Source organism: Prevotella sp. oral taxon 306 str. F0472 (genome assembly GCF_000257925.1).
Taxonomy (GTDB): domain Bacteria; phylum Bacteroidota; class Bacteroidia; order Bacteroidales; family Bacteroidaceae; genus Prevotella; species Prevotella vespertina.
The window spans coordinates 36,562-46,635 of the sequence record NZ_AJIN01000053.1 but is presented as its reverse complement, the minus strand read 5'-3'; the positions used below and the strand labels follow the sequence as shown (position 1 = coordinate 46,635).

Annotated in this window: 8 protein-coding genes; 1 reads left to right on the top strand and 7 read right to left on the bottom strand. The window is 43.6% G+C overall.

Annotation, left to right across the window (positions count from 1 at the left end):
- Nucleotides 1–490 precede the first annotated feature (490 nt).
- The 4 genes from HMPREF9969_RS08115 to HMPREF9969_RS08100 form a co-directional block, all read right to left on the bottom strand.
- A complete protein-coding gene (locus HMPREF9969_RS08115; protein WP_009435334.1) occupies nucleotides 491–880 on the bottom strand; it encodes a hypothetical protein in 390 nt (129 codons plus the stop codon).
- A gap of 432 nt (nucleotides 881–1,312) precedes the next feature.
- Nucleotides 1,313–1,729, bottom strand: a complete 417-nt coding sequence (locus HMPREF9969_RS08110) for a ferritin-like domain-containing protein (protein WP_009435316.1) — start codon at nucleotides 1,727–1,729, stop codon at nucleotides 1,313–1,315.
- Nucleotides 1,730–1,759: 30 nt separating this feature from the next.
- Nucleotides 1,760–2,254 (bottom strand): MarR family winged helix-turn-helix transcriptional regulator, encoded by a 495-nt coding sequence (locus HMPREF9969_RS08105; protein WP_009435314.1) that lies wholly within the window; start codon nucleotides 2,252–2,254, stop codon nucleotides 1,760–1,762.
- Nucleotides 2,255–2,553: 299 nt separating this feature from the next.
- Nucleotides 2,554–3,018 (bottom strand): MaoC family dehydratase, encoded by a 465-nt coding sequence (locus HMPREF9969_RS08100; RefSeq protein ID WP_009435322.1) that lies wholly within the window; start codon nucleotides 3,016–3,018, stop codon nucleotides 2,554–2,556.
- A 107-nt stretch (nucleotides 3,019–3,125) separates the two neighbouring features.
- On the opposite strand from HMPREF9969_RS08100, the gene HMPREF9969_RS12875 reads away from it, so the two are divergent.
- The gene (locus tag HMPREF9969_RS12875; protein WP_156787968.1) at nucleotides 3,126–3,434 is read left to right on the top strand and encodes a hypothetical protein; all 309 of its coding nucleotides are present in this window, start codon (nucleotides 3,126–3,128) and stop codon (nucleotides 3,432–3,434) included.
- Here HMPREF9969_RS12875 and HMPREF9969_RS08095 read toward each other — a convergent pair.
- The 3 genes from HMPREF9969_RS08095 to HMPREF9969_RS08085 form a co-directional block, all read right to left on the bottom strand.
- Nucleotides 3,407–4,729, bottom strand: a complete 1,323-nt coding sequence (locus tag HMPREF9969_RS08095; RefSeq protein WP_009435327.1) for a hypothetical protein — start codon at nucleotides 4,727–4,729, stop codon at nucleotides 3,407–3,409. The genes HMPREF9969_RS12875 and HMPREF9969_RS08095 overlap by 28 nt on opposite strands.
- A gap of 223 nt (nucleotides 4,730–4,952) precedes the next feature.
- On the bottom strand, nucleotides 4,953–5,606 hold the full coding sequence (gene rbr, locus HMPREF9969_RS08090; protein ID WP_036895507.1) for a rubrerythrin: 654 nt from the start codon (nucleotides 5,604–5,606) through the stop codon (nucleotides 4,953–4,955).
- 716 nt (nucleotides 5,607–6,322) lie between these two features.
- Nucleotides 6,323–10,069 carry a leucine-rich repeat domain-containing protein gene (locus HMPREF9969_RS08085; RefSeq protein ID WP_198005082.1) on the bottom strand — a complete coding sequence of 1,249 codons (3,747 nt, stop codon included), beginning with the start codon at nucleotides 10,067–10,069 and terminating at the stop codon, nucleotides 6,323–6,325.
- Between the last annotated feature and the right edge of the window lie 5 nt (nucleotides 10,070–10,074).

Genomic DNA, 10,074 nt, shown 5'->3' with positions numbered 1-10,074 from the left:
TCTATTTGATTCATAACCAAACAGACGCTTCTTGTACTACTTCTCTGTTTATGTAAATCTTTTCAAAGAACTCTTTCTTTATCGCTTTAAGCACTCATAAGCAACTAGCTTATTTCGTAAAAGCGAGTGCAAAGGTATATACTTTGCTAGAAACTACCAAATGTTTTGAGAGAAAAAATCAATAAAAAGTGGTTTTTATTGCGCCTGAGAGGAAATAAAAGGCATTACACCTTATTTATATATAGGCATAGGGAATATTTATATATAGGCGTGTGGAGATGAGAGTAAAGTATGAAAATGGTGGCAAGAGAGGCAAGCGAATATTAGTATTCGTTGTTGGGAGTATTGGTGATGGGGTGTGAGAATACTGCTAAAGGCATATTGTAAAATGCTGAAAGAGGGTTAATAGTAGTGCTAAAAGCTAACATCAACCAGAAAGAAGATCGTTTTCTAAAGAAAAGGCGCCTACCTTTAACAGCACAAAACAATATTATTCCCCTATGCTCTCCACTGTTGGTTTCTTGATTTCAGGCTTCGGAACCTTAACAGAAGGCGCCGACTCCGTCTGTCCTTCAGGCACACTCGGAACGATAACAGGCTCCTCTGGCTCCTCTGCCGACTCTTCCTTCTTCGACTCAACGGGCTTCGGAGTCTCCTTTTTAATCTCCTCTTTCACTTCTTCTTTGACCTCCTCTTTCGTCAAAACAGGCGTCTTCGGACCATTATCAATACCAATAACATCACCCGACATATCCACCTCATACTTTCGAGGCGGCGCCATCTCGCGTGTCTCCATGAGTACCCCCAATGTAATAGCCCCTACTGCCAAAACGATGGCGCAGGTGGCTACTGGAACCTTATAAGTTGGTTTTTTCTTCATTTGTTCACGTATATCTTACATCCTCGTGCACGTAATCTGTACGTTACAAAATTATTAAATAGTTCAGAGAGAAGCGTTATTCAACAAATGATTTTAGTTTTTTTAAGACAGAAGAGCAGCCTTACACAATCTTACTACCGCATATTTCCAAGACATAATAACATCTATCAAGGCTATTCAATACAAACAAATGAACATTGAAATAGCCTCTTTAAAAGACATAAGAACCTCGTAAATAATCACTTGAAAACCAAAGATACCACGCAAAGAGACACCAGAAAAACCATCAAAAGACACACAAAGAACAATTATAACGACGGTCTTTCAAGACAGAAAAAAGGACTCTATCAAATCATCGCTCCCCCACGCTCACTCGCAGATAGGTATGATTTGACACAGTCCTAATGAACTAACAGCCTTATAAACAGGCGTTTATTGTTTATATTTCGCAAGCAGTTCGCCCAACACTTCACCATGATGAACCTCCTGCCGTATATACTCTTCAATCTGTTCGGCGACGTCATCTCGCCCCAACTCACGCACCTTGTCAGCCAAAGGTTGTAGGAACTTTCCTGCTCCCAACTCGCCTTTCTGCATGTTTTCCATCATCTGAAACACATCCGAAGGATACTTTGCATTCAGCGTCGCATAGTACCCTGCATGCACAGACTCCTGATTGGCTAACTCACGAAGACGCTCTGCCAACTCCTTCGGAAGCCCCTGTTCTTCAGCCATCAACGCCAACGAATAATGATTCATCACGCCCATTGCCTTGCCCATAGCGGCAGCCTCGATGAGTTTCTCCAGTCCCGTCCCTTTCGTCAGACCATATATACTCTTCTTCTCCATGCTTTATTCAAATCTTTTCTATAGCCCCGATTACAATATATAACGACACTCTTTGTCCTTCGCAGCCGCTTTATCCTGTGCTCGTTGTTCAGAGAGAGTATTGATTAGAGCGTCTAATTCAGCAGATAACAAATGAATATCATCAACACTTGTACGGTCACTTAGCACCTTTCCTAACATACAAGCAGGTACGCTTGCAGCCTGCCTTTCAAGTCCTTTTGCCTTGTCCGTGAGATAAACGTAGGTCTCTCGTGCATCCAACTTACCCTTCACTCTCGTCACCAGACCCTCGCTTGCCATGCGTTTAACAAGCGGTGTCATCGTGTTTGAATCGAGGTAGAGTCGATGCGCCAACTCCATCACCTTCTGTCCATCCTCCTCCCACAAAGCCATCAAAACGAGGTATTGTGGATAGGTAAGTCCTAACTTCTCGAGCATTGGAAAGTAAGTCTGGGTAATCAATCGACTAGCTGTGTACAATCTAAAACAAAGTTGATTCTGCAATTTCAGTTGGTCATAAGCCATACTTCTAAGTCTTTTTTTAATTTGTGTTCGCCTGTATCAAACATCCTTACAAGCTGATGTTTGTATAATGTTATCCCTCTTAAAAGGTTTTGCAAAGGTACTATAATGTTCCAACTAACGCCCCCGCATATCAAACATTTAACACTTTTTGACTACAAAAGGGCTGTTTCATAGGTCTATTTTACTATTATTCATAAGTTATATAAGCTCATATACCTTATAATAATAGCATTGCGTGTACACGTCTCATGCACCCCAACCTTTGAAACAACCCTTTCGGTTATCGTTACAAATTATGCTTATTCAAAATAGTAAAGGAAGGTTGCGATCCCTTCTAGGGCTGGTTTGCGTTCGCCCTCAATCTCGATTTGGAACTTGATACCCGCCTTGCAAATACCACGGAGGTTCTCAATGCTATCGAGGCTGGCTACCAAACGAATGCGCGAACCTGTCAATACGGGCTTACCAAAGCGCATCTTGTCCATGCCATAATTGACCATCATCTTCAGATTATGCACCTCGATAATCTCCTGCCACATGTGTGGAAGTAGCGAAAGTGTCAAGTAACCATGTGCGATAGTACTCTTATAAGGACTCTCCACCTTGGCACGCTCCTGGTCAACATGAATCCATTGATGATCGAGGGTAGCGTCAGCAAAAAGATTGACACGCTCTTGGTCAACTGCTAACCACTCACTTTCTCCTAGCTTCTCACCCAATCGGGCAGCTAGCTCTTCGTAGTTATTTACAATTAATTTTGCCATTGTCTTAATTTATTATGATGTTTATTTCAATTCTAAAAGATAATCTGTTTTAGTCGACGAGTGGACAAGTTCACACGTCAAAGAGTTGTTTCTTCCATCGGAGAGCCTTGTCACACAATAGGAGAAAGCTCTTTCAACGGAACTTCCGTGAGGCTTTCTTCCTCATCGAAAAGGCTGGGCAGGATTTCAACAAAGGCTCTTCTCCATTCGAAGAAGGCGTTTCCTTCATGCCAAGAGGGGCTCTCTTCATGACAAAGAAACGCCCTCTTGATTTGTCAACAAGCCCATTCACGCCGCTTACCATTCGGAGAGCGACTGACAATGAGCCGCTTTGTAGAGCCTATGACGCAGTGCAAATATACGAAAAAGAATCCGAACTGCAAAGTAATCAATCGATTGTCTCGAACGCACCATGATGTGAACGGAAGAATTGCAACAGCTCTTCTCTCACCTCCAAATCGGCTTCCCACAATGATTCCTCACCTTTCTGATGGCGTTCCAAACGCTTCAAACAACGGGCAATCTTGCGTTTGTTGTTGCGCATCTGTAGTGCATCAGCCTGCACGGGAGCAGCCTCATCAAGTGAAGCACGACGCAGTTTCTGCATGAAACGATCGAACTGATTATATTGTAAAGCCAGTTGCATCATCTTCTCTTGATCCTGTTCTATGTCGTTAAGTCCCATTAGTTGCGCCAGATGTTCATGACTCCAATCATCCGACTTGAGCCAGAACCACTGGAAAAAGTGGTGCTCCTCCATTTCAATCAGCTCTCGCATCAGCGCATCTTCCGCCTCATCTGCCGTCTGAAAGCGGGTGAATACCATTCGAGCAAGTGCCACAGGGTCCAGTTCCAAAGCCTCATCAGTCTTCATAGCCTTCGTCACAACGATACGCCAACGGGTGTCCTTATGTTTCACGAGGGCGTTGCGCGAACCTTGCAACAGCTCTGACAGCTTACCTTGTGCAGCCTGTTCGCGCACCTTCTCCATCTTTTTTCTTAGGTTGCGAACCGACAATGTGCCATCCTCATACCATATATATTGATAGCTTTGAGCCAAATCGTCAAGGCTAACAGCAAATCTATCGTCATCGTCACTGCCCACGAAACTATAGTTATAATGGTCTAACTCGGTGGAAGGAATCGTCAGATCGCCCACAACCATCGCCCCATCTTCAGCCGTGATATTAAATCCGACAAAGGGTAATTGCAGTTCCAAACTGAACGACTCGCCCCCTTTATCGGGCGTGAGGATGCACTTCAACGTCTTACCATCTGCACAATCAGCCTTCTTAACAACGTATCCTTCATCAGTTTTCGTCGCTCCCTCGACCCTTACCTCACCATGAAACCAATCAATCTGAAAGGTTGTTGAGTCGGCATCCTGGCGCACCATGGTCAGAAATTCGGCTGGTTCTACACCCAAATTGATTACTTCAGCAGGGCGCACCTCCTCGTCATCATCAGCTAAGACCATCGCCTCAATGCGTCCCAAAGGGGCATCATCTTCCCACTCTTCCGCACCTTTCTCACGGAAAACAACGAAACTCTGGCGCACCTGCTGGGGCTCTTCTCCCGTGCGACAGAGGCTGAATCGTGTGGCACGACTTAGTAGCGCAGCCTTCACAAAAGGGTTATAATCATCGGGTTGGTGATTCACTTCAGTCCATGCCAGTAGACTTTCTGTTTCGTTATCCTTTGCAGTTTCCATTGTAGAATATTAATGTTTATGTTGTTGCCAAAGGGCAAAAAGTGGCGCAAAAGTACGAAAATTATCTGATAAAACGGGCACTTTAATAGCAAAAGGTGCTATAAAAAAAGAGTTGTATCAGCATTGATACAACTCTTATCGTTCGTTCTCTCACTCGTGACAAAGCCTGTGGAATTACAAAGACAGACGATTATGTCTTGTCGGCGTCACGATGAATGAGGATTTAGTAATTGCTTTCCTCAACCTGGAAGAAGCTCTGTGGGTGGTTGCAAACAGGGCAAACAGCAGGTGCCTTCTTGCCTATAACGATGTGACCACAGTTGCGGCACTGCCAAATGCAATCGCCATCACGCGAGAAGACAACCTTATCCTCGATGTTCTTCAACAACTTGCGATAACGCTCCTCGTGGTGCTTTTCAACCTTACCAACGCCACGGAACTTAACAGCCAACTCTGGGAAGCCTTCCTCCATAGCCTCTTTTGCCATCTGCTCATACATGTCTGTCCACTCGTAGTTCTCGCCTGCAGCAGCATCAGCAAGGTTCTGTGTTGTTGTTGGGATATCGCCCTCATGCAAGAACTTGAACCATATTTTAGCATGCTCCTTCTCGTTACGTGCGGTCTCTTCAAAGAACCCTGCGATCTGCTCGTAACCATCTTTCTTAGCCTTAGAAGCGTAATAGAGGTACTTAGTGTGAGCCTGGCTCTCACCTGCAAAAGCATTCATAAGGTTCTGCTCAGTCTTTGTTCCCTTCAAAGCAGCTGGGTTGAACTCCTTGAACTTGTCGGCCTTTGCGTGGCAAACTGGGCACTCTGCTGGTGCTTCAGCACCCTCATACATGTAACCACATACTGTGCAAATAAATTTCTTCTTCATAATGTTTTTGTATTTAAATAATGTATTTCTTCATCATGCCGCATTGATAGCTCCACTCCTTCTGATGGTCTTCTCGCTATCAAGTGTTATCCTTTTGGCATATTGTAATTATTCCAAATCACACTGCAAAGGTATGAATTATATACGAAACAAGCAATACTTTCACTTCACTTTTTGCCTTTAACGCCTCTATTTAGACGATGAAAAATTAACAAAAACGATGTTGCGTGGGGGCTTATATATAAATAAGGTGAGACAGAAGAACAGGCTTTTCAGACAGAAGGACATAGTTCTTTAGACAAAATGACATAAAGACATATTGTTGTAAGGACATATTATTAAGACAGAGGGACATAGTTCTTTAGACAAAATGACATAAAGACATATTGGTTTAAGGACATATTATTAAGACAGAGGAACATAGGAACAAGAGTCATGATAGCGAAAGGGTAAAAAGAAGGAAACGCCCTTCTCCATTTGAGAAGGACGTTTCGTCTTATCGAAGAGAGCCTTTCTTTACACCTACAAAACGCCCTCTTTATCTGAAAATAATAGTCTCTACTCCCCTCTCCATTCGGAGAGGGGTTGGGGGAGAGGCTTCTTCTTTATCTACAACCAGCAGTCTTCACTCCCCTCTCCATTACTTCCCTTCGGTCAGTGACCGTTGGTTCGGAGAGGGGGTGAGGCTGTAGATGGATTGGTGTGAGGCTTCTTCTTTACTTCAAACAGATCTTTGAAGCCTTATTGCCTACACGTACAATGTATGTACCAGGAGCCAATGAGATGTGCATATCAGCTGTAGCTGCCTTTGCACGATAGATAGTCTTACCATCAATAGAGTAAACAGCTACAGGGCTGTTCTCACCTCCTACGATGTTAATACCACCTGCCACGAACTGAATCTTGACCTCTTCATTGGTCTTCACAGCGTCAATACCCGTTGGAACATACTTAACGTAATCAGTGTGAAGAACGGCACTTGGGAAGGCAAGATTGGTCATTACACAAACGAGATTGTTGATTGGATTATCCAGTTTCAATGTAGTGACACCATTCTCAAGAGTGTATGATTCATTGAGTTCTAGCTCTTCGCCTTGCAACTCACCATCAATAACTTGAACGTTACCAACGAACCAACGGAATGTAGTTGGCTTCCCACCAGCTGTTACCTCAGAGCTGAGATCAACCTTACCATCGACACATTCAACCTTAATTGGGTCCTGAAGGTTGTATGAGTACTTGTTAAAACGCTGTACTCTAGTACCAGCTTTCGTCACTCTCTCAGTAGCAGGAGGCATGGTAGAGAAGCGTAGACGATTGCCAACAAGGTTGAGAACAGTTAGCTCAGGGTTCTGCTTATAAGGTACAGAAACGGCTGTCAATCTATTAGAAGCTAAGAACAACTGTTGCAACTTAGGCAACTTTGACACGTCGATAGACTCTAGTTTGTTCACACTCAAGTCTAAGTTCCACAAGATTGGGTTATCAAGTACAATACTTGTCAAGCTGTTGTTTGAGATCATCGCAAGCTCTAACTTCTTTGCAGAAGAGAGGTCGATAGAGGAAATCTTATTGTCTGCTAATGACAAGAATGACAAGTTTGGATACTTAGACACATCAAAGCTAGCGAGCTTATTACCGCTTAGGTTGAGCTGAGTAATGTACTGTGCATCAGCTGGGAGCTTAACACTTTCCAAGCCAGTATTCGATAGCGTGATAGCGTGTGTGCGTCCCAGTTTAGAGAGATCAGCGTTCTCCATCTGTACATTTGATACACTGAAGACTGAAAGCTCATCGGTTGGGTTAGCAACAAGTACGCGTACTCTAGCTCCTGCCTTAGACTTAGCACGGAAGCGAGTGTAGGTGTCCTTTAGTGTATACTGGTAGACATTGTTGTCGCCACTCCACTCGAAATAAACCGAAGTACCTGCTACTGGACTAGCCAAAGAGAGGTCTACACTATCAGTCTGGTTGACTGTTGTGAACTCTGCCAATACGTTTGTTGGCATTGGGATAGGTGTAGTATAGGTTGTTCGGAACACATTGACACCCTTGAAATCAGGGTATGCCTCATGGGTCATCTCACAATAGATACGACCCGTATTGGTGTTCTTAAACTTAGAAGAACCATTGTTGATGGTATAGTCAGTGCCCTCAGTAAGAGCTTGATTATTCGACTTCTTCCATTTGTACTGAGTAACTTTTCCGTTCTTGGTTATATACTGTTCAGATAGGTCGATACCAGGAGAAGCAGTAGAGATCTCCAATGGGTTCTGTGGAGCATATAGGAACTTACCCTGTCCGAGAGCAAGATAATCAGGCATAGTAGCCAATGTGAAGAAGTTACCACGGATGTCCAAAGTCTTTAATGGAGCATTAGCAGGAACGTAGAACTTCGACAGTTGGTTATAAGAAATATTCAGATTCTCAAGCAACTCACTATGGTTCAGCAGCATGGTGTTGAACTGGTTGTGTGAAGCATCAAATGAGCGGAGGTTGTCGGCATTGTTTACTCCGAGTTTAACAAGTTTGTTGTAACTTACATCAAGATTACGAACAACAGTGATGTTGTTATACTCGATTGTCTCCAAATTGTTGTGACTAAGGTTGATGTCAGTCAATATACTCTTATCGAAGTAAGTAGAAGGTCCCTTCAAGCTCACCTTTCTCATGTTGTTATTTGAGAGGTCTAACTTCTCGAGCTTGTTGTTATAACCGAGGTCAACAGAGTCCATTGCGGCATGAGTCAAAGCGAGTTCACGAAGCTGAGGGAGGTTAGAGAGGTCGATCTTAGACAACTGTACACCGTCCATCTTCAATGATGTAATCTGCTTATCCTGTGGTACATAAACCGTAACAACGTTTGACCCATTAAGAGTTCCTGTAACATTAACAGCGGTAGGAAGCTCGTCTACAACAGTTTTCTCTACCTTCGTGCCATTACCAAAGTCGATCTTCACCTTTACAGGAACAGCTGCCGTAGCACCCTTCACACCAATTGTCATGTTGATGGCAGAGCCTTGTGCGTTGCCAGTAACAAATGAGAAAGCCTTGTCGTCTTGCCCAAATTCAGCTGCAGTCTTTATTCTGAAGTTCTCAGTACGTAGTGAGTAATCCTTCAAGACAGAGTTATCATACTGGATGAAGACTTCATCGTCCAGCGCACGTTTCAGTGTTACCTTACCCTTGTCATAGTCGTAATAATCGTCAGAGAGCTTCTCTGGCTTCGTTGGGTCATCCTTTGGTACACGATAGAGCACACCATTTGTGGTTGAGCTAGGACGATTAACACGACTAGAAAGGTCGACAACAGACCCTACACTATAGGTTGGATTCACCTCAAGATTGTTCTGTTCGTGATAATACTCGAACCAGTTACCAGGCTGAGGGAGCGTTACGAAGTCAAGATAGTTGTAACGGACATTCACGCTATAAAGCTTTGTATTCTTGGTTAAATCAAGGTTTCTTAGCTTATTGCGAGCACATGAGAAAGTGAAGAGTTCAGGGTTTCTTGAGAGATCAAGATTGGTTAAGTTGTTACCATCACAATAGAAGATAGTAAGTAGCGGACAGTATCTTACATTGATATTATCAAACTTTACGTCTGTATTAATACTACCTGATGAGTGAGAGGCATACAACTGTTTAATCTTTGAACTACGGCTCAAATCAAGGGTCTTAATGCGTGAGTCGCTGACATTCAACACCTCCAAAAGAGGGTTCTGACTAAGATTTACAGAAGAGACAGAAGTCATATCCAAGCTCAAACGGCGTAGATTAGGACAACCAGTAGGGTCACAAGAAGTTAGACTTACCGTGTGGTAAGCATCGAAAGACACAAGATTAGGGAAGTTCTTCAATGTGAAACTTGGTGAGATATAGCCTATTTGCGTTACTTCCAATACCTGGAGGTTAGGCAAACGACCAATCATCAACGGCGTTGCAGCTGTGAAGGGGTTATCTTCCAAATAGATTACTTGTAACTTCTGGAGCTTATTAATGTTCAAAGCCTGCAATGAGTTATGCTCAAGATTGAGAATCTTTAAACCTAACTGATCGCTGAACTGGATTTGATCAATCTCTTGACCAGAAGCATTGAAATAGTCGATCTTGCTGGCATCACCATAGATCTTCACCCAGCCGTTAGCATCTACTTGCACAGAAACAGGCGATCCCTTCACAGCGACTTCGCCCTGTTCAGTGGTCGTCAAGTCGGCTTTTCCGACCTCAGCCTCTTCTCCGCCGTTACCGCCATCGACGCTAAGTGTAGTCGAATCGGTGGCTCCGAGAGATAGATAAACCATTGGTGTGGTTCCAGCACTGGTAGCCTTCGCATAGATATTAGTATGGAAGGAGATAATAGGATCGCCCTCTTGTGCATGCACAACAAGCGGACATAAAAGCATCGCCACTATCCCTATGAGGAAAGATGACAGATAGGTAAACTTTTTATTCATATCCATTGAAT